This window comes from Pseudomonas sp. GW822-FHT03F08 (assembly GCF_058801265.1).
The window spans coordinates 262,377-280,341 of sequence record NZ_JBXANC010000007.1; the positions used below are offsets into that span (position 1 = coordinate 262,377).

The 17,965-nt window shown below is 61.5% G+C and carries 18 protein-coding genes; 8 read left to right on the top strand and 10 right to left on the bottom strand.

What is annotated here, in order from left to right; all coding sequences use genetic code 11:
• The first annotated feature begins 8 nt into the window (after positions 1-8).
• The 3 genes from AC1RME_RS19475 (at position 9) to AC1RME_RS19485 (ending at position 2,724) form a co-directional block, all read left to right on the top strand.
• Complete coding sequence (locus AC1RME_RS19475; RefSeq protein ID WP_096819458.1) at positions 9-761, top strand: TPM domain-containing protein; 753 nt, start codon at positions 9-11, stop codon at positions 759-761.
• Between the two features lie 28 nt (positions 762-789).
• The gene (locus AC1RME_RS19480) at positions 790-1,407 is read left to right on the top strand and encodes a TPM domain-containing protein (protein ID WP_096819457.1); all 618 of its coding nucleotides are present in this window, start codon (positions 790-792) and stop codon (positions 1,405-1,407) included.
• Positions 1,408-1,497: 90 nt separating this feature from the next.
• On the top strand, positions 1,498-2,724 hold the full coding sequence (locus tag AC1RME_RS19485; RefSeq protein WP_096819456.1) for a class I SAM-dependent methyltransferase: 1,227 nt from the start codon (positions 1,498-1,500) through the stop codon (positions 2,722-2,724).
• On the opposite strand, the gene AC1RME_RS19490 is transcribed toward AC1RME_RS19485, so the two are convergent.
• Positions 2,714-3,628 carry a DMT family transporter gene (locus AC1RME_RS19490; RefSeq protein WP_096819455.1) on the bottom strand — a complete coding sequence of 305 codons (915 nt, stop codon included), beginning with the start codon at positions 3,626-3,628 and terminating at the stop codon, positions 2,714-2,716. The two genes, AC1RME_RS19485 and AC1RME_RS19490, sit on opposite strands and share 11 nt — an antisense overlap.
• Before the next feature lie 169 nt (positions 3,629-3,797).
• On the opposite strand from AC1RME_RS19490, the gene AC1RME_RS19495 reads away from it, so the two are divergent.
• Complete coding sequence (locus tag AC1RME_RS19495; protein WP_096819454.1) at positions 3,798-4,379, top strand: DJ-1/PfpI family protein; 582 nt, start codon at positions 3,798-3,800, stop codon at positions 4,377-4,379.
• A gap of 48 nt (positions 4,380-4,427) precedes the next feature.
• Here the strand turns inward: AC1RME_RS19495 and AC1RME_RS19500 are convergent, their stop codons facing one another.
• The 3 genes from AC1RME_RS19500 to AC1RME_RS19510 all read right to left on the bottom strand — a co-directional run bounded on the left by AC1RME_RS19500 (position 4,428) and on the right by AC1RME_RS19510 (position 8,601).
• Entirely contained in the window at positions 4,428-6,986 is a 2,559-nt protein-coding gene (locus AC1RME_RS19500; protein WP_096819453.1) for a TonB-dependent receptor, read from the bottom strand.
• 122 nt (positions 6,987-7,108) lie between these two features.
• Entirely contained in the window at positions 7,109-8,068 is a 960-nt protein-coding gene (locus AC1RME_RS19505) for a FecR family protein (protein ID WP_096819452.1), read from the bottom strand.
• Positions 8,065-8,601, bottom strand: a complete 537-nt coding sequence (locus AC1RME_RS19510) for an RNA polymerase sigma factor (RefSeq protein ID WP_096819451.1) — start codon at positions 8,599-8,601, stop codon at positions 8,065-8,067. The genes AC1RME_RS19505 and AC1RME_RS19510 overlap by 4 nt, the downstream gene beginning before the upstream one ends.
• A gap of 157 nt (positions 8,602-8,758) precedes the next feature.
• Here AC1RME_RS19510 and AC1RME_RS19515 point away from each other — a divergent pair, with 157 nt between their 5' ends.
• Entirely contained in the window at positions 8,759-9,103 is a 345-nt protein-coding gene (locus AC1RME_RS19515) for a YegP family protein (protein WP_096819450.1), read from the top strand.
• A 73-nt stretch (positions 9,104-9,176) separates the two neighbouring features.
• On the opposite strand, the gene AC1RME_RS19520 is transcribed toward AC1RME_RS19515, so the two are convergent.
• Both AC1RME_RS19520 and AC1RME_RS19525 read right to left on the bottom strand, forming a co-directional pair.
• Positions 9,177-10,058, bottom strand: coding sequence for a dihydrodipicolinate synthase family protein (locus AC1RME_RS19520; RefSeq protein ID WP_096819449.1), 882 nt, complete (start codon positions 10,056-10,058; stop codon positions 9,177-9,179).
• Positions 10,059-10,084: 26 nt separating this feature from the next.
• Positions 10,085-10,867, bottom strand: a complete 783-nt coding sequence (locus AC1RME_RS19525) for an aldolase (protein WP_007957912.1) — start codon at positions 10,865-10,867, stop codon at positions 10,085-10,087.
• A gap of 108 nt (positions 10,868-10,975) precedes the next feature.
• Here AC1RME_RS19525 and AC1RME_RS19530 point away from each other — a divergent pair, with 108 nt between their 5' ends.
• Entirely contained in the window at positions 10,976-11,518 is a 543-nt protein-coding gene (locus AC1RME_RS19530; protein ID WP_085747256.1) for a helix-turn-helix domain-containing protein, read from the top strand.
• On the opposite strand, the gene AC1RME_RS19535 is transcribed toward AC1RME_RS19530, so the two are convergent.
• On the bottom strand, positions 11,519-12,538 hold the full coding sequence (locus tag AC1RME_RS19535; protein ID WP_096819448.1) for a DUF4917 family protein: 1,020 nt from the start codon (positions 12,536-12,538) through the stop codon (positions 11,519-11,521).
• A gap of 155 nt (positions 12,539-12,693) precedes the next feature.
• On the opposite strand from AC1RME_RS19535, the gene yiaY reads away from it, so the two are divergent.
• Positions 12,694-13,842 carry an L-threonine dehydrogenase gene (yiaY, locus tag AC1RME_RS19540; RefSeq protein ID WP_096819447.1) on the top strand — a complete coding sequence of 383 codons (1,149 nt, stop codon included), beginning with the start codon at positions 12,694-12,696 and terminating at the stop codon, positions 13,840-13,842.
• On the opposite strand, the gene AC1RME_RS19545 is transcribed toward yiaY, so the two are convergent.
• The 3 genes from AC1RME_RS19545 to AC1RME_RS19555 form a co-directional block, all read right to left on the bottom strand.
• Positions 13,839-15,005, bottom strand: a complete 1,167-nt coding sequence (locus AC1RME_RS19545) for an MFS transporter (protein WP_493091636.1) — start codon at positions 15,003-15,005, stop codon at positions 13,839-13,841. The genes yiaY and AC1RME_RS19545 overlap by 4 nt on opposite strands.
• Positions 15,006-15,022: 17 nt before the next feature.
• Complete coding sequence (locus tag AC1RME_RS19550) at positions 15,023-16,258, bottom strand: aminotransferase class I/II-fold pyridoxal phosphate-dependent enzyme (protein ID WP_493091637.1); 1,236 nt, start codon at positions 16,256-16,258, stop codon at positions 15,023-15,025.
• A gap of 209 nt (positions 16,259-16,467) precedes the next feature.
• Positions 16,468-16,956, bottom strand: coding sequence for a DMT family transporter (locus AC1RME_RS19555; protein WP_493091638.1), 489 nt, complete (start codon positions 16,954-16,956; stop codon positions 16,468-16,470).
• A gap of 78 nt (positions 16,957-17,034) precedes the next feature.
• On the opposite strand from AC1RME_RS19555, the gene AC1RME_RS19560 reads away from it, so the two are divergent.
• Positions 17,035-17,946: a LysR family transcriptional regulator gene (locus tag AC1RME_RS19560; protein ID WP_493091639.1), complete on the top strand. Its 912-nt coding sequence runs from the start codon at positions 17,035-17,037 to the stop codon at positions 17,944-17,946.
• Positions 17,947-17,965 lie beyond the last annotated feature (19 nt).

Consider the following 17,965-nt stretch of genomic DNA (forward strand, 5'->3'; position numbering starts at 1 on the left):
GGATGCCCATGCGTGTGTTGAAGATGGGCCTGGTGCTGATGCTGTGGCTGTTCGCCGTCAGCGCCCGGGCCGAGTTGACCTTTCCGGCGCTGACCGGGCGGGTGGTGGACGACGCGCAGATGATCGAGCCCTCGGTGCGCGCGCAACTGAACCAGCAGTTGCAGGCCCACGAACAGGCGACTGGCGAGCAGTTGGTGGTCGTGACGTTGCCGAACCTGCAAGGCACTACCATCGAGGACTACGGCGTTGAACTGGGCCGGCATTGGGGCATCGGCCAGAAAGACAAAAACAACGGCGCACTGTTGATCGTCGCCCGGGACGAGCGCAAATTGCGCATCGAAGTCGGCTACGGGCTGGAGGATCGCCTGACCGATGCCCAGAGTTCGGTGATCATTCATCAGGTGATCACGCCGTCGTTCAAGGCCGGCAATTTCAGCAAGGGCATCAGCGACGGTGTGGCGGCGATGCTGGTGGTGCTGGGCGGCAATCCACTGGACGAACCTTCCACGGTGTATGAATCGGCCGGCGATCCGTCGGACGATTTCGTCTCGCGGCACCCGGCGTTGTTCGTATTTCTGGTGATGTTGTTCATCCTGACTGTTTTTATCTGCCAGATGCTCGGTATCCTTCCCGCCGGCCGGGGCGGCTCCGGAGGAGGGGGCGGCTTTGGTGGCGGTGGTTTTGGCGGCGGCGGTGGAGGCGGGGGCTTCAGCGGCGGCGGTGGCAGTTTCGGCGGGGGCGGGTCTTCCGGCGGCTGGTGATAACAATAATGAGCAGGCACTTCACGACATGGCATTACTGACTGAACACGAACAACGCAAGGTCGCCGAGGCCATCGCCCGGGTCGAACGCGACACCGACGCCGAACTGGTGACGGTGCTCGCGGCACGCGCCGACGACTACGCGTACATCCCGCTGCTGTGGGCCAGCCTGCTGGCGCTGGTGGTGCCGGGCATCGTGCATTACCTGACCGGCTGGCTGACGATGCACAGTCTGCTGCTGGTGCAGTGGGTCAGTTTTGTCGTGCTGTGCCTGGTGTTTCGTCTGCCCAAGGTCACCACCCATCTGATTCCGCGCCACGTCCGCCACTGGCGCGCCTCGAACCTGGCGCGTCGGCAGTTTCTCGAACAGAACCTGCATCACACGGTGGGCAGCACCGGCATGCTGATTTTTGTCTGCGAGGCCGAGCGGTACGTGGAGATTCTGGTGGATGAAGGGATTTCCAGAAAACTGGATAACAAGAGCTGGGATTCGATTGTCGCGGCGTTTACCGAGCAGGTGCGGCAGGGCCAGACGTTGCAGGGATTTGTCACCTGCATTGACGCGTGCGGCGAGTTGCTCAAGGTGCATGTGCCGGTGACGCAGGTGCGCAATGAGTTGCCCAATCGTCTGGTGGTGCTGGGATAAGCCGTTCGGGAAATTAGCCGTGCCCTCGAACGCCATCCCCCCTAAACTAGCGGCCATTCCCGATTTGCCCGTCCGAGGCCGCTTTTTCTCATGTCCGTTACCGCCCCATCTGCCAAACCGGCGCCCGATCACCACGCCCAGTTCATCGAGCTGCTGCAAGCCAGCCTCGAACAGAACGGCTTCATCAAACTGGTGCTGGCCAAGTACGTCGGCGAAGAAGCGGACCTGCAGCGGATCATCATCAAACCGGTGACGGTCAAGGCGCAGCCGTGCCTGTCGTTCGTTTATCGCTACAAGACCCGCGACATCACCAAGAACCTGCCGTTGGACGAAGCAGTAGCGACGATCGCCGAGCTGCTGCCGGCGGCGTTCAAAAATGCGCATTTGCTCACGTTGACCGACGAAGCCCAGCTCGAATACAGCAAAAAGGGCAAAAGCTCGCTGTTCATGAGCAAACCCCAGCAATTGCGTGAAGTGCCGTCCGCCGAGCATAACCGTGAGAAGAACCGCTTCCTTGATCTGAACCGACCGTTCCTCAAGGATCTGGGCGTGACCAACGCGCAACACGAGCTGATCCCGGCGATGTCGCGCAAGTGGAAGCAGATCAACAAGTTCATCGAAGTTTTCAGCCATGCGCTGACCTCGTCGCCGCTGGCCCTGGACAAACCGGTGCGGGTGGCGGATTTCGGTTCGGGCAAGGGTTACCTGACGTTCGCCATCCATGACTATCTGCGCAACACCTTGAAGGCCGAGGGCGAAGTCACCGGCGTTGAATTGCGCGAAGAGATGGTCAATCTGTGCAACACCGCCGCCGCGAAGCTGGAACACCCAGGGCTGGTGTTCAAGTGCGGCGATGTGCGCAGCGTGGCGCCGAGCGAGCTGGAAGTGATGATCGCCCTGCATGCCTGCGACATCGCCACCGACTATGCGATCCACACCGGCATCCGCTCGGGCGCGGGCATCATCATGTGCTCGCCGTGCTGCCACAAACAGATCCGCTTGCAGATCCAGAGTCCGGCGCTGCTCAAGCCGATGCTGCAATACGGCCTGCACCTGGGCCAGCAGGCGGAAATGGTCACCGACAGTCTGCGTGCGCTGTTCCTCGAAGCCTGTGGTTACGAGACCAAGGTGTTCGAGTTCATCTCGCTGGACCACACCAACAAGAACAAGATGATCCTCGCCGTGAAGCGCGCCGAGCCGGTGGACCCGGCCCAGTTGCTGGTGAAGATTCAGGAGCTCAAGGCGTTCTACCACATCAGCGAGCACTGCCTGGAAACCCTGCTGCTCGCCGATGGCCTGCTGCCGCTCAAGGCTTGAGCTGAACTCCGGCCGGTAACGTGCCCGGTTGAGCCGGGCGCACCGCCGTCTTGCGTCCGAGCATCACTGTCGCGATCACCCCGCAGGCGAACAGCCAAGTGATCGGCTCCACGTGTTCGCCGAAGAACAGCGCGGAAAACGCGATGGTGAAGAAGATCTGCAACAACTGGATCTGACTGACCCGGGCAATGCCGCCCATGGCCAACCCGGCGTACCAGGCGAAGAACCCCAGGAACTGCGAAAACAGCGCGACGTAACCGAAAGCCCACCAGGTTTTCGTCGAGACCGCGCCCTGATGCTGGATCGCCAGATACAGCACCGGGCCGATCAGCAACGGCGTCGACAGCACCAGCGCCCAGCAGATCACCTGCCAGCCACCCATTTCCCGGGCCAGGCGTCCGCCCTCGGCATAACCCAGACCGCCCACTGCAATCGCGCCGAGCATCAGCAAATCCCCGGCCTGAATGCTGCCGGCGCCGGTGTACAACGCATAACCCAGCACCAGCGCACTGCCCAACGCGGCGCAGGCCCAGAAGGCTTTCGACGGTCGTTCATGGGACAGCCATGCCGCGTACAGCGCCACGCACAGCGGCTGCAAACCGTTGACCAGCGCTCCGTGGGACGCCGGCAAGGTCTGCATGGCCCACGCCGACAGCACCGGGAATCCGAGAATCACCCCGGCGATCACCAGGCTCAGGCCTTTGACCTGTTGCCAGGTCGGCCACTTTTCCCGTCGCCACAACAACAGTAACGCCGCCGGAATCGCCGCGAACAACGCACGGCCGAGGCCGTTGAGCAGTGGGTGAAGTTCCTGCACCACGATACGGGTGAAGGGCAGGGTGAGGCTGAAAATCACCACGCCGAGCAGGCCGAGGGCCATGCCGGTGTTTTCGCGCGAAGACATGAGGGCAACCCGATTAGAAGGTGGCAGGGAGGTGGCTTCATCTAGCCACAAACCTTGCGCATCGTGCTGTTACAGTCAGACGCAGAGTTATCCATACAGTTTGCGGACGCCATCGCGGTCCTTGGACTACTTTGAATACTCCTGTGCATTTACCAGAGGAGTCCTGTCCATGGCCGCGAAAAAGATTCTGATGCTGGTCGGCGATTACGTCGAAGACTACGAAGTGATGGTGCCGTTCCAGGCCCTGCAAATGGTCGGTCACACCGTGCACGCCGTGTGCCCGGACAAGGCCGCCGGCAAGACCGTGCGCACCGCGATCCATGACTTCGAAGGCGACCAGACCTACAGCGAGAAACCCGGTCACCAGTTTGCCCTGAACTTCGATTTCGCCAAGGTCGATGCCAAAGACTACGACGCGTTGCTGGTGCCCGGTGGTCGTGCGCCGGAATACCTGCGGCTGAACGAAAAAGTCCTGGAACTGGTGCGAGCCTTCGACAAGGCCGGCAAGCCGATTGCTGCTGTCTGCCATGGCGCGCAACTGCTGGCGGCGGCGGGGATTCTCGAAGGCCGCGAGTGCAGCGCCTATCCGGCCTGTGCCCCGGAAGTGCGGCTGGCCGGTGGCACCTACATCGATATTCCGGTGACCGAGGGCCACGTCCAGGGCAATCTGGCCACCGCCCCGGCCTGGCCAGCACATCCGAACTGGCTGGCCGGTTTTCTCGGGTTGCTCGGAACCAAAATCACCCTGTGAACGAGAGGCCCATCGCGAGCGTGTTCGCGATGGGCAAGCCCGGACGGATCAGAAGAACCGCGTCACGCTGACCTTGGCATTGCGTCCCTGACTGTAGGCCCGATCACCGCTCAGCGCCGGGCGGTAATCTTCGTTGAACAGGTTGTCGACGGTGAGGTTGACCTCGGTGCCCTTGAGGTACGGCTGCTGCGGTTTCCATTTGGCGAACAGACCCTGCACGTTGTAGCGGTCGTTGGCGTACTGGTCGTAGAACACGTCACCCAGGGTGTTTTTGCTCGAACCGTACTTGTCGCTCGGCAGGCGATCGGTCTGGCGCACGAACTCTCCTTGCCAGCCAACCTGGGCATCCCAGCTAGGAATCTTCACGCCGAGCACGGCAATCCATTTGCTCGGTGGAACGTCCCGCACCCAGACGTCCGGTCCCCATGGATTGGTGTAGGCACCTTCGTGCTTGCCGGTCATCCACGAGTAGGACAGCGAACCGAACAGGTACGTCGAGTCATAGAAGCTTTCGACTTCAAAGCCCTTGATGGTCAGCCCGCCGATGTTGCGGTAGTTGCCCATGGGGCCGGAACCCTTGCAGTCCGAGGCGATGCTGCCGCCCTTGATGGCCTGGTTCTCGCAGCCGATGCCGGTGGCCTTGAAGATCTCGTCGTCGATCTTGTTGCGGAACAGCGTGGTGCGGACCTGCACGTTGTCGTGGTCGGTGAACACGTTGGCGAAGTGGCTGATATTACCGGCACGCCAACCGGTGATGCGTTCCGGGTCGAGGTCGACACTGGTGGCGGTGCGGCTGCCCAGACCCTGCACTTCGTACTGCTCGTCGATGACCGGCGCGCGCCAGGTCTTGCTGTAGTCGACGAAGAAGCCGACGTCCGGGGTCATCCGCCAGAACGCCGACAGGCGCGGCGACCAGCCGGTGTAAGTGCGGTCGCTGTAGTCGTGGCCGAAGCTCGGGTCCGGGTTGTCGTAGTAAGGCGCGTCGTTGGCTTCGCCGCGATTGCGCACATGGTCGTAGCGCACGGACGGGGTCAGGGTGAAATCGCCCAGTGTGATCGCGTCTTGCAGATAAACGCTGTTGGTGTCGACCTTGCCCTGGGGCATGAAACTCGGCTGGAAGTAGCCGTAGTTGTACTTCGGCACTTCGTAGGTCTTGCCCGGCATCCACATTTCGGTGTCGCGGCTGTGCTTGCGGATTTGCACACCGCCGGTGACCGCGTGAGACAGCACGCCGGTTTCGAACAGGCTGATGTTGCTCGCCTCGACGATGCGGTCCTTGTAGGCGGTGTCCATCTTGCGTCCGCCGGTGGACGTCTGGAAGAACGCCGTGGCATCGCGCTCGTCGGTCTGATCGGTGTTGGACTCGGAATAGCTCAGCTTGAAATCGATCAGGCGATTGTCCAGCGGCTGGTACTGATACTTGGCCGACCACGTGGTGTCGGTGGTCTCGCGGTTGGCGAGGAAACGCTTGAGGGCGTTTTCGTAGCCGTATTGCTTGATGTTGGCGCGGGTCGGCGGGGTCGGATAACTGGCCGACGAAAACGGCGCCCAGCGCTCGCTTTGCGAGCGCGAATACGACAGGCCGACGCTGTGCTCGTCGTTCAGGTGCAGGTTGAACTTGAGCAGTTGGCCGTCCAGATCCAGCGCGCTGTTGGGCAGGCGCCGAGGGTTGATCGGGTACTGATTGTCCGGATCGGGCGGGGTGCCGGCCAGCTTCATGTCACCGCCATCGCGTTTGGTCAGGTACACCAGCGCATCGGCGCGACCGTCATCGGTGCGACCGAACACGGCACCGGTGTAGGTTTGCTGATGGTCGTTGCTGGCGTAACCGTACTTGACCATCGCACCGCTGTTGCGACCTTCCTGCAATAGGTCCGGGGCGTCTTTGGTTTCCATGTGCACGGTGCCACCGAAACCGCCGTTGCCGGTGAGCATCGAGTGCGGGCCTTTTTCCACTTCAATGCGTTTGATCAGCTCCGGCTCGATGAAAATCGTGCCTTGCTGGTAGCGCTCGAAACCGCTTTTGGTGGCGCCGTCGACGGTCAACGGCACGTCCTCGGCATCGCCCAGGCCCCAGATGTTGATGGTCTGGCCGCCCGGTTTCATCGAACCGCCCATGCTCACGCCAGGCAGGGTCGCCAGCAGGCTGGGAATGTTGTTCGGCTGGTGGCGGTCGATGTCGGCCTGGGTCAGGGTCGAGCGGCCGACGGTGCTGGAGTCGACTTCGGTACCGCTGCCGATCACGCTCAGGGCGTCGAGCTGGATGCCGTCACCGCTGCTGGTGACCGGCTCTTCCGGGCGCACGACGTAGGTCTGGTTGACCTTGATCAGACCGAACTGGCTGTTGTCGAGCAACGTGCGAATCGCCGCTTCCGCGCTGTATTCACCGTCGAGGGCCGGGGCCTTGAGGTTGCGCAGTTGCGCCTCATCGAACAGCAACTGGATCTTCGCCTGTTGGGCGACCTGACTCAGCGACGTTGCCAAGGGTTGCGCCGGCAAATGCAGGCTCAGGTCAGCGGCATGGGCTTGTACGCTGAACGCCAGGCAAGTGGCGAGCAGGGTCGGTCGAAGGCAAGTGAGCGGGTACGGCGAAAACACGCGAAACATGGAATCCCCCAGGGCGGCGAAAAGGCCAGAAAGGCCTGCGTACGAAGCGCAGACCGGAGGAAGACGCGGCAGGTAAAAAAAACCTCACATGCGAATGCAAAATATTCTCATGTAAGGTTTTGTCAGCGGTTTTCGAGGCGGATACTGCCATCGGCCAGCGCGACGGTTTTCACCGGAACCAGGGCTGGCAGGGCGTTGATCAGGGCATCCGGGTCCTCAACGTCGAGGTTGCCGGAGACCTTGATCTGCCCCAGTTTTGCGTTGGCCAGCAACACCGGACGCGGGCGATAGAGGTTCAACTCATCCACCAGACTGGCCAGCTCACGGTTGCGAAAGGACAGATGCCCGGTGCGCCAGTCGGCGACCTGGCTGGCTGCAAGACTGTGTTGCTGCAAGGCGCCGCTGGCCAGGTCGACCGCGACTTGCTGCTGTGCGCCGAGCAGCAGCGGTGCGCGGCTGTCCGGTGTGAACGCGACCTGGCCGTGGGCGACGCTGACCACCAGTTGTCGCTCGCTGCGCCGCACGTCAAAGCCGGTGCCGACCACGCGGATCGTGGCGTCGCCGGTCTGCACCCACAGCGGCCGTTCCTTGTCCGGCGCAACGTCGATGTAGAACTGTCCGCGATCAAGCGTGAGCCGGCGCTGGTGGCTGTCGAAGTCGACACGCAGTTGCGTGTTGGCGTTCACCGACAAGGTGCTGCCGTCGGGTAATTCGAAAGTGCGCAGGCCTTTGCCGTGGGCAGCAATCTGCTGCTGATAGACCTCATGTGACGTGCCCAGAGGCGTAGCCAGTACCGCAACGATCAGCGCGGCGGCCATCGCCAGCGCGGGTCGCCAGCGGTTTTTTGAGCGATTTACCGGCAGCGGCGTTGGCCGGTTCAGTTGCTGCAATTTACCAAGCTCGGCCCACAACACTTCAAATGAACGATAGGCGCTGGCGTGCGCCGGCTCGCGCAGCCATTGTTCGAATGCCTGGCGCTCTGCGGGCTGCTGATCCTGACGATTGCGGGTAAACCAGGCCGCGGCTTGAGCGTCGATGCTGTCGTCGGGCAGTTCCTCGGTGAAGTCGTGAGAACGGTTCATTCTGGCTGCTCCATGCCGTTGTCGTGATCCAGGCGTTGCTTGCAATGCAGCAGTGCGAAGGCGATGTGTTTTTCCACCATGCTCAGCGAAATCCCCATGCGCTCGGCAATCTGCGCCTGACTCAGGCCTTCGAAGCGGTGCAGCACAAGCGCCTCGCGCCGACGTGGCGAGAGTTCGCCCAGCACGGCTTTGAGTTGCTCCAGCCGTTGCTGGCGCTGCGCGGCCGCCATCGGATCGTGATGCTCATCGGCCAGTGGTTCGGCATCGTTGTCTTGAGTGGGCTGCACGATGTGCCGCACCTTTTGGCGGCGCCAGTGGTCACGCAGCAGGTTGCGCGCCATTTGAAACAGAAAGGCCCGCGGTTGCTCGACCTTGGCCCGGTCGCGATAGTCGAGCCATTGGGTGAACACGTCCTGGGTCATGTCCGCCGCGTCACTGGGATTGTCCGTGCGTTTGCGCAGGTAATGCAGGATGTCCCCGTAAAACCGGCGAAACGAATCGGCCGACAGAGGATCGGGCGTGAGGCGGGGCATGACTATCCTTCTCGACGAAGCGGGGGGTGCAGAAAGTCGCGGATGATATGAGAATGATTGTCATTTGTCATGTTCACATTCGCGCCTGTCAGTGCGGAGTGGCTAAACCGTCGAAACGGTCTTTACTTGCGGGGATTCAATCGACAGGAGCAGCGACATGTCCGGATGGTACGAGTTGAGTAAAAGCAGCAACGGCCAGTTCAGGTTCGTGCTGAAAGCGGCAAACGCCGAAACGATTCTGACCAGCGAGCTGTACACCACCCGCAGCGCCGCCGACAACGGCATCGCCTCGGTGCAGGTCAACAGCCCGCTGGACGAGCGCTACGAGAAGAAATCGACGAAGGACGGGCATCCGTATTTCAACCTCAAGGCGGCCAATCACCAGATCATCGGCAGCAGTGAATCCTATTCGTCCGAGGCAGCGTGCGCCAAAGGCATCGCCGCCGTGAAGGCCAACGGGCCTACGACAGTGATCAAGGACAAGACGTTGCCGGTGCTCTGAGTTCACCTCCAGCACAAAAAACTGTGGGACCGGCAGCGTGCCGATCCCACAGGTTTTTTGTCGTGCTTGAAGGTCAGCGCAGGGTTTTGAGAATGGCCTGCAACTGGTTGCGCCCGGCCTCGCTCAACGGGAACACCGGCAAGCGTGGATCGCCGACTTCCAGCCCGGTATCACGCAGACCGGCCTTGATCGTCGCCGGCAAACCGCCCTTGAGGATGAAATCCAGCAGCGGCAACTGGCGGTAGAACAGTTCCCGCGCCTTGCCCAGATCCCCCGCCAGTGTGGCCTCGTACAAATCCAGATTGAGTTGCGGAATCAGGTTCGGTGCTGCCGTGCACCAGCCCTTGGCCCCGGCCGCAAAGGCTTCCAGCGCCAGTGGATTGCAGCCGTTGTAGAACGGCACCTGGCCTTCGCCGAGCAGTTGCAGCTTGTGCATGCGCTGGATGTCGCCGGTGCTCTCCTTGACCATGGTCACGTTTTCCACGCCGTTGACGATGCGCAGGATCAGCTCTACCGACATGTCGGTGCCGCTGGTGGCCGGGTTGTTGTAGAGCATGATCGGCACGCCGATGCTGTCGCCGATGGCGCGGTAATGGGCGAGGATTTCCGCCTCGGTCAGCTTCCAGTAGGACGCCGGCAGCACCATCACCACGTCGGCGCCGTGGGCTTCGGCAAAACGTGCGCGACGCACGGCTTTGGCGGTGGTCAGGTCGGACACGCTGACCACGGTCGGCACGCGTTTGGCCACGTGCTTGATGCTGAATTCGGCGACCTGGTCCCACTCCGCATCGCTCAGGTAGGCGCCTTCGCCGGTGCTGCCCAGCGGCGCGATGGCGTGGACGCCGCCGTCGATCAGCCGATCGATCGAACGACCCAGGGCCGGCAGATCAAGACCTTCGCCATTGGCGCCGAACGGGGTGATGGTGTAGCCGATGATGCCGTGAATGTTGGACATGAGAGTGCTCCGCAAGGATGAGTTGTTCAGTTCAGGCAATCGGCGTGCTGACGCAGGTTCTGCCGGGCGTAGTAGTTGAATGCAGCGGCGTGGCGTTTGGGTTTCGACACCCAGTCATGGGCCTCGCGACCCAGCTCGGGAATGATCGGTTTGATCGTCCCGGCAGCCATTGCCAGCAATTGCAGTTTGGCGGCGCGCTCGATCAGTTGTGCGATGACGCAGGCTTCCTCGATGGTCGTGCCGGTGGACAGTTGCCCGTGGTGGGAAAGCAGGATCGCCCGTTTATCGCCCAACGCGCCGGCAATCAGTTCGCCTTCTTCGTTACCCACCGGCACGCCCGGCCAGCCTTCAAGGAACGCGCAATCGTCGTACAGCGGGCACAGGTCCATGTGGGAAATCTGCAACGGTACTTCCAGCATCGACAGTGCGGCAATGTGCGTCGGGTGGGTGTGGATGATGCAGTTCACGTCCGGTCGTGCGCGGTACACCCAGCTGTGGAAACGGTTGGCCGGGTTGGCCATGCCGTGGCCTTCGAGCACTTCCAGGTCTTCGTTGACCAGCAGCAGATTGCTCGCGGTGATTTCGTCGAAGCCCAGCCCCAGTTGCTGAGTGTAGTAAGTGCCCGGCTGCGGACCACGGGCAGTAATCTGCCCGGCGAGGCCCGAGTCGTGGCCGTTCTCGAAGAGGATCCGGCAGGTCAGGGCCAGCTTTTGCCGGTCCGTCCACGTATTATCCGCCAGGCTTTTTTGCATCTGGGTCAGCGCTTGCTTGACCAGTTCGTCTTTGGGTAGTGCTAATGTCTTCGCCATATCCGTGTCCTGTGGTGGTTGCCGTGGATGACACTTAAGAGGCTATATGACACTTTGTGTCATTGGCAAGGACAAATCGTCTTTCCTTTGCTGGATTAATCGCTTCGCATGTCTATCCGTTTGAAATTATTGAGAAAAAAACTTGGCGTAACCCTTGAGGCACTGGCCGAGAAATCCGGCATGACCAAGAGTTACCTGTCGAAAGTCGAACGCGGGTTGAACACGCCGTCGATTGCCGCCGCGTTGAAACTGGCGAAAGCGCTGAACGTGAAAGTCGAGGAATTGTTCTCCGAAGACAACGTCAGCCTCGACAGCTACAGCCTGGTGCGCAGCCACGAGCGCCAGTCGCTGGCGGCCAACGATCACAGCCCGGGTTATGCGGTGCTGGCCCATCAGGTCAGCGAGCGCAGTCTGCTGCCGTTCATCATTTACCCGCCGAGCGAGTTCACCGACAAGACCTTCAAGGAACACTTGGGCGAGGAGTTCCTGTTCGTCCACGAAGGCCGGGTCGAAGTGGACTTCGTGAACGAACGGGTGCTGCTGGAGCGGGGCGACGCGCTGCACTTCAATGCGCAGAAACCCCATCGCATCCGCTCAGTGGGCGAGGTGCAGGCGCAGTTGCTGGTGGTGGTGCACAGCAGCGAGGAGTGATCAGTCCTCGACTGGCACCGACAGCTTTGGATTCCCCAGCGCATGGCTCTTCGAATCAAAGAACCGCAACTCGGCGCCTGTGCTTTCGAACACTTTTGCGTAGTGACGCTTCTGGTGTTGGATGAACGCCGCGCTGCGCGGATAGATCGAAATCGCCACGGTCTTCGGTCTGGCCAGACGCAGGGCGCGGACGATGTGATCGTCCTGCTCGCCCAGGGCATGGCCGAAGATGCACAGACTGTCGCCGTGCGCGAGTAGCTGGTCGTAGCAGAACGACAGGTAATCGGAACTGCGGATGGTCTTGAGTTTGTCCGCGCTCGGCCCTTCGTTGACGAACAGCGGCACATCATCAAGCGTCTTGATCGTGTTGTTGATCGCAAAGCTGCCGAGCAGCGTGCCCTCGGTGGCAGTCATTTTGCGGGCGCTGCCGTTCAGATTACGCACCAGATGCAGGCCGCCGTGCAGGTACAGCAGACGCGGTTTGTCAGTGTGGTTTTCGCACAGGTCAAAGCTCGCGTCGGGACCGTTGAACAGGTCGTCGATGGCCTCGCCCTGATGTTGCAGGGCCCAGTAGTTGAGCAGGTCGTAATTGGTGGTGAACACCGTGCGGTAACTCGCCAGTTCGCGGTTCAGAGTGCTCAGGGTCGAGGCGTCGACCAGTCGCCACGGAATGTGCAAATCGTGGACGGCATTGATCAGTGCTTCCTTGATCGCGTAGTAGCGGTTGCGCGGCGCGGCCGAGCTGACGGCCAGTGCCTTGTTGACCCGGCTGGTGGTTTTCAGCGCGCCGAGCACCTGCTCGAAACTGCGCGTCTGCATCGCGTCGAACACGCTCAGTTCCGACGGGCTCAGGGGTTTTTCTTCCACCGTGCGGGCGCTTTCGAACAGCGAGTCGTAGCCGAAATCGTCCCACACCGCGCGGCTGGCGCCGTTGCCCACCAGCAAACCGCTGAAGTCGGTGGTGGCGCGCAACGCGTTCCAGTCTTCGAGTGTGGCGTCGACATCCAGAAAATCGGTCATTGCAGGGCACGTCTCAAAACTAAGGGGCAGATGGGCGGCGACTTTATCACGAGCGGGCATTGAGCCAGATCAACATCCGCCGTGACCGATCGGTCGATCCTGTATGCATCCGCCGAATCGCAGGAGTCGATTCGGCCCCTGTCAGGAGACGCACCATGAGCAGCACCTTTTTCATTCCCGCGGTCAACATCATGGGCAGCGGCTGCCTCGACGAAGCCATGAATGCCATCCGCAACTACGGTTTTCGCAAGGCGCTGATTGTCACCGACGCCGGGTTGGCCAAGGCTGGCGTGGCAACCATGATCGCCGAGAAACTGGCGATGCAGGACATCGATTCGGTGATCTTCGACGGCGCCAAGCCGAATCCGAGCATCGCCAATGTCGAGGCCGGGCTGGCGCTGCTCAAGGACAGCCGCTGCGATTTTGTCGTGTCACTCGGCGGCGGCTCGCCCCACGACTGCGCCAAGGGCATCGCCCTGTGCGCGACCAACGGCGGGCAGATCCGTGACTACGAAGGCGTCGATCAATCGACCAAGCCGCAATTGCCGCTGATCGCCATCAACACCACCGCCGGCACGGCCAGCGAGATGACCCGTTTCTGCATCATCACCGATGAAACCCGCCATGTGAAAATGGCCATTGTCGACCGTAACGTCACGCCGCTGCTGTCGGTCAACGACCCGGCGCTGATGGTCGCCATGCCGAAAAGCCTGACCGCCGCCACCGGCATGGACGCGTTGACCCATGCGATCGAAGCCTATGTGTCCACCGCCGCCAACCCGATCACCGATGCCTGCGCGTTGAAGGCGATGACCCTGATCAGCAACAACCTGCGCCTGGCGGTTCGCGACGGCAGCGACCTCGCCGCACGGGAAAACATGGCGTATGCGCAGTTCCTCGCCGGCATGGCGTTCAACAATGCATCGCTTGGCTTCGTGCATGCGATGGCGCACCAGTTGGGCGGTTTCTACGATTTGCCTCACGGGGTGTGCAACGCGGTGTTGTTGCCGCATGTGCAGACGTTCAACGCGTTGGTCTGCGCCGACCGCCTCACTGACGTGGCCCACGCTATGGGTGCCGATATTCGCGGCTTCAGCCCGGAGGAGGGCGCGCAAGCCGCGATTGCCGCAATCCGTTGCCTGGCCAAGGACGTCGACATCCCCGGTGGCTTGCGTGACCTCGGCGCCAAATGCACCGACATCCCGGTGCTCGCCGCCAATGCCCTGAAAGACGCCTGTGGTTTGACCAACCCGCGGGCGGCGGATCAACGGCAGATCGAAGAGATTTTCCGCAGCGCGTTTTAAGCGGGCTGGCGACCGGGCGCGAACCTCGTGCAGAGCACCGCGCCCAACGCCAGAGCACAACACAACAGCGACAGCGGCCACGCTTGTGGACTGGCGAACAGGCTGGCCACAGCGCCGATCAGTGCGGCCATCAACTGGTGGATGAAACCGCTCAGGGCCATCGCGTAGGCGCCGGCAATCGGTGCTCCATCGTTGGCCCGTGACAGGCTGATCGGGTAGTTCAGCGACTGGCCGAACACGGCGACGCAGTAAGGCAGCCAAAGCAACCAGGCCATCGAACTGGCCAACAGGCTGCCAGCCAGCATCACCCCACTGCCGGCCAGCACCAACCCCACCCCCAATGCCATCAACCAGTGCTGACCGGTGCGCAGGACGAATCGGTTGACCGCCAGCGCACCCAGAAAATACGCCGCGCTGATCGGCCAGCCCAACAGTCCGTATTCGGTCGTCGACCAATTGAACGGGCCTTGCAGAATCAACGGCGCGGCGCTGTTGAACGCGATGATCACGCCATAACCCAGACCTCCCGCGAGCGCCGGCAGAAGAAACGCTCGATGGACCAGAATCATTCGATAGACCGCCCAGGGCGAAGCGGTTGTAGGCGCTTCGACAAGTTCTGGAAAATTCAGGCGCGAGACAATCGCCGCCATCAACAGACTGACCGCACCCAGCAGATAAAAGATCGCCTGCCAGCCCAGCGTCACCTGAATGAGCGAGCCGGCGTATTGCCCGATCCCGAGCGCGACAACGAACGAAATCGAAATCCACGACAGCGCTTTCGCCAGCAGATCACCCCGGAAACTGTCTCGAATCAACACCCGCGCCATCACCGAAATGCCGCTGGCGCCAATCCCCTGAAGCAGGCGCATCAGCAGGAACGACTCCAGTGTCGAGCCCAGCGGCAGCGCCAGATTCGCCAGCCCATAAATCCCCAGCGCCGCCAACAGCACCGGTTTACGGCCGATGCGCTGCGCCAGACTGCCCCAGAGCAGCATCGGCAGCGCCATGCCGATCAGGTACAGCGACAAGCCCCAGGCCACTTGCGCTGCATCGACCTGCAAGTGCCCGGCGATCTGTGGCAACGCCGGCAGGTAAATGCTCATGCCCAGTTGGGCGAGGAACACGGTGGAGCAGGTGATGAGCAGGATGAGGCTGGGGTTCATGAGTCGTCCGTGAAGGTTCAGCGGTCGCGATGGCCGCTGTGAGTCAGTAACAGTTCGATGATCAGATCACAGAATTGGTGGATCAATGGGGTTTCCATGTCGGCACGCAGGGTAACGCGGATTGCGGCTTTACCTTGAGCCACCACCGGGAAAAATACCGCGCTGGTGAAAAAGCCGTGTTCGGCCAGTTCAATGGCGATTCGAGTGGCCAGGGCGGCCTCGCCGCAGTTGATCAAGCGGATGGCCATGGGGCTGCCGTGCTGTTCGGTGCTCAGGAGGCTGTCGAACAGGCGAATATTGGCCTGGAGCCGAACCTGCAAGACCCGCAGTTCTGCGCTGCGATGCAGTTGAATCGAGGCAAGGCCAGCGCCGATGGCCGCGCAATTGAGGCTTTGCGACCAGTTGCTCGGACCGCCGTAACGCTGGATCAATTTTTTCTGGCGCTGATTGCCGAGCATCACCAGACCGCCGCTGGCCCCGAACGATTTGGCCAGCGAAGCGACGATCAGGCAATCCTCTTCCAGCGCCGGCATTCTTGGCCGCACAAGACCGGCACCGTTGCTGCCGACCGCCGACAGCGCGTGGGAATCGTCCAGGTACAGGAGCAGGCCATAGCGTTCCTTCAGATACAACAGACCGTCCAGATTGGCGACACCACCCATGCTGTAGGCACCGTCGGCGATGTAGGCGACGGTGGTGTGGCGCTGGCACACCGATTCGAGAAAATCCATGTCGTTGTGGGGCGATGTCAGCACTTGAGTTTCATCGGCGCAGCTGGCTTTCAGGTGATGCATCGAATAGTGGGCCAGGCGATCGAACACCATCACCGGCGGGCGGTTTTGCGTGAACACGCCACTGGCCAGCAACGGCAGGATGCCGGCACTCGCGGCGCTGCAGGACAGACTGCTCAGACACACCGCGCCAAACAATTGCGACAGCTCGCTTTCGTATTGATCGAGCAGCGCCAGCTTGCAGCGGTTTTTCGAGTTGGCAACGCGCAGTGTGCCGGTTTCCCGCAGGGCCGACATGGCACCTTCAAGCAGGGCCGGGTGATGGTCGAGGCCCAGATAGGACGTGGTGCAGAAGTGATGGAACTGGCGCCCGTGTTGATCGAGCAAGTGGTTGCAGCCTTTGACCTCGACATTGAGAGCCGCGATTTTTCCGGCTTCGGCAGCCTCCCAGTCGTGGTCTGCCAGCGCGATGACTTTGCGATAGTTGGAGAAGGTGTTGAGGGAATCCGTCAGATGATTCAAAGGCAGCTCTCCTTGAGCATGGCAATCCATGGGGTGTTTCAATTTGTGTGTGTTGCCAGACTTTACAGAGAGCTTTGCAGGGTCAGAATCGGCTGTATCCGATAGTGCTGAGGGCTGTTGGAGTTTTGCTTGTAGGGCGATGCCTCGCCGGGTTGTGAGGTGAGGAAACGCCCGACAACCCTTGTAGTGAAGGGCTTACCTTTGCCCTGTTATCCAACGGCTGTTGCGCTCTTTTCCAGCGCCGGGGAAAACTGGATCAGCACCACGCCCGCCATCAACAGCATCGCGCCGAATACCCGAGGCAATGTGAGTTGCTTCTCCAGCAGCCCGAACAACCCGAAGTGGTCCAGCACCATCGACGCCAGCACTTGTCCGGCCAACGCGAGCGCGACAAACCCCGATGCCCCGAGTTTCGGCACCAACACCACGGCCAATGCCACAAAACACACCCCGAACGCGCCACCGGCCCACATCCACAGCGGCGCCTTGCCGATGAACGCCAGAGATGGCAATGGCAAACGCAGCGCGACAATCACCGGCAACAACACCAGAACGCTGACCAGCAAAGACGCCAATGTCGCCCACAACGGATGACCCAGCCCTCTGGCCAGGTTGGTGTTGATAGCACTTTGAAAAGGCACGACAGCCCCGGCCACTGCCGCCAGCAACAACAGACCGGCCCACTGCAACGTACTCATGATCGTTCTCCAGCAAGGTTTTGCTGGACTCTAGGGTATTCGTCGCGCAGATTTAAATTCTGTTTTGTCATCCGGAACATGCATCAGATGAATGATCTGCGGCGTATCGATCTCAACCTGCTGGTGATCCTCGACGCCTTGCTCAGCGAGCAGCACGTCACCCGCGCCGCCGAGCGGTTGCACTTGAGTCAACCGGCGGTCAGCCATGCGTTGGCCCGACTGCGTGACTTGCTCGGTGATCCATTGCTGGTGCGGGCCGGTTCGGGGCTGGTGCCCACCGCTCGGGCACTTGAATTGGTAGCGCCGCTGGCCGAGGCCCTGGCCCAGGTGCAATCGCTGCTGGCGCCGAACACCTTCGACCCGGCCAGCGCGCGCCGGACCTTTCGGCTTGCGATGTCGGATTACGGCGCGGCGATCATCTTGCCTGGCTTGATTCGTACATTGCGCACAGAAGCGCCGGGCATCGATCTGCAAATCAGCCACGCCAGCCGTGAAGGCATGGTTGAAGGTTTGCTCAACGGCGACATTGACCTCGCTGCCGGTGTGCTCCCGGAACTCCCCGGTGAATTGCGCAGTACGCCGCTGTTCGAGGAGCGCTACGTCTGCCTGCTGGACCGCCAGAGCCTTCCCGCCGGAGGTGTTCTCGACCTGCCAACCTACCTCTCCCGTCCGCATGTCCTGTTGGAAATGCGCGGCAGCGGCACCCCGGAAATCGAACGCACCCTGACCGCCCTGCGCGAACGCCGCCGCGTCGCTATCAGCCTGCCGCACTGGAGCGTTGCGCCGCAGTTCATCAGCGGCACGGATCTGATCCTGACCGTGGCCTCTCGGGCGTTGAACGATATTGATGAAGAGGCGCTGATCGTTGTGCCACCACCGTTTGAGATCGCACCGTTCACCTTTGTCTCGGCGTGGCACAAGCGGCGGGGTGGGGATCAGGCGTTGAACTGGTTGAATCGGCGGATCGGGGAGGGGATAGTGCGCGGCTGAAAAACATCAAGGAGCGGGG